This window comes from Dyadobacter sp. BE31 (genome assembly GCF_031457695.1).
Taxonomy (GTDB): domain Bacteria; phylum Bacteroidota; class Bacteroidia; order Cytophagales; family Spirosomataceae; genus Dyadobacter.
Window position 1 is genome coordinate 1 of sequence record NZ_JAVDXA010000018.1, and the last position, 1,304, is coordinate 1,304.

Annotated in this window: 2 protein-coding genes; both read right to left on the reverse strand. The window is 45.2% G+C overall.

The window, feature by feature from the left end; all coding sequences use genetic code 11:
- Positions 1–61: 61 nt before the first annotated feature.
- The gene (locus J2Y43_RS33485) at positions 62–970 is read right to left on the reverse strand and encodes an IS3 family transposase (RefSeq protein WP_310226776.1); all 909 of its coding nucleotides are present in this window, start codon (positions 968–970) and stop codon (positions 62–64) included.
- The gene (locus tag J2Y43_RS33490) at positions 925–1,254 is read right to left on the reverse strand and encodes a transposase (RefSeq protein ID WP_309993749.1); all 330 of its coding nucleotides are present in this window, start codon (positions 1,252–1,254) and stop codon (positions 925–927) included. Before J2Y43_RS33490 ends, J2Y43_RS33485 begins: the two co-directional genes overlap by 46 nt.
- Positions 1,255–1,304: the final 50 nt, after the last annotated feature.

Consider the following 1,304-nt stretch of genomic DNA (forward strand, 5'->3'; position numbering starts at 1 on the left):
TGACGTGGTTCCGTTTCGGTTTACACTTTTGCGAGTTAGTAAATATTTAAAACTGCCAATCTTATCCTGTTTGTCTATAGTATCGGGCTTCGAAAGACACCGGATTCAGATAGTTTAAAGCGGAATGTAATCTCCTCGTATTGTAATATCCGTCAATGTATTCAAATAGCACGGTTTTCAATTGCTCCAAGCTCTCATAACCACCTTTCGGCATATTCAATTCGGCCTTTAATCTGCTCCAGAACGATTCAGCCCAGGCGTTGTCGTACGGGTCATCCGCGCGGGACATACTTTGTTTCAGTTTGAAGGTCTTTATTAATTTCTTCATTCTGTGCGACAGATATTGACCACCACGATCAGAATGTATGATCATCCCTGGCTTTACCCTGCGCCTCAAAAGAGCCCTTTCCAATGGCTCCCGGACAAGGCTTTCCTGCATATTGTCAGCCAATTGCCAGCTAACTACCTGACGAGAGAACAGATCCATCCATACGCATAAATACGCCCATTTGCCCCCTTTAAGTGGCATATACGTGATGTCGGAAACCCATACACAATTTGGGGCCGTTGGCTTGGGCTGATCCAGTAAAAGATTTGGAGACACCCGTTTCCCATGACTGCTATCTGTCGTCCTTGGAATAAATTTCGGGGGCTGAATAGCTCTCAATCCTTCTTTACGCATGATTTCAGCAATCTTCCTACGCCCGATTTTTATCCCCTTTTGCTTCAAGGATTCTCTAATACGCCTGCTACCGTATCGCTTGAAATTTTGAATAAACTCCTTCCTAATTTCATGCTTCGGCCGGTTGTATTTTTTATCGGCGTTGTGGCTCTTCCCTTGACGGTAACGATAGTATGCCGTCCTGCTCACCTCAAAGAGCGAGCATAAATAATTGGTCTTGTGCGTCCGAGAAAGCGAGCATATCAGCTCATAGACGTCCCTGAGTCGGACTGGCTCAAGAGACCTAATGCTTTTTTTAAGATCTCACGGTCGGTTTTCAGTCGCTCATTTTCAGCACGCAGCTTAGCAACTTCCGCAGCTAGCTTCGCTGCTTTATCGTTGCCACTTTCGCCGCTTTTCAATTTTGTCTTTTTCGTTGCCATTCTTCTCCAACGATAGAGAACATTCTCGGCAATTCCAAAAGCCTCCGACGTTTCCCTGGCACTTCTGCCCGAAACGAGCATTCTGATCACTTCTTGTTTGAATTCAGGATCGTAACTCCGACGAGTTTTCACCAACTTTTGGTCTTTCATTTTGCATCATGTTGAGCAAAAATGTGTCCCGCTTTTCGGAGCCACCTCAA

Coding starts and splice junctions, on each gene's coding strand:
- J2Y43_RS33490 (WP_309993749.1), bottom strand. CDS start 1,254: ATGAAAGACCAAAAGTTGGTGAAAACTCGTCGGAGTTACGATCCTGAA.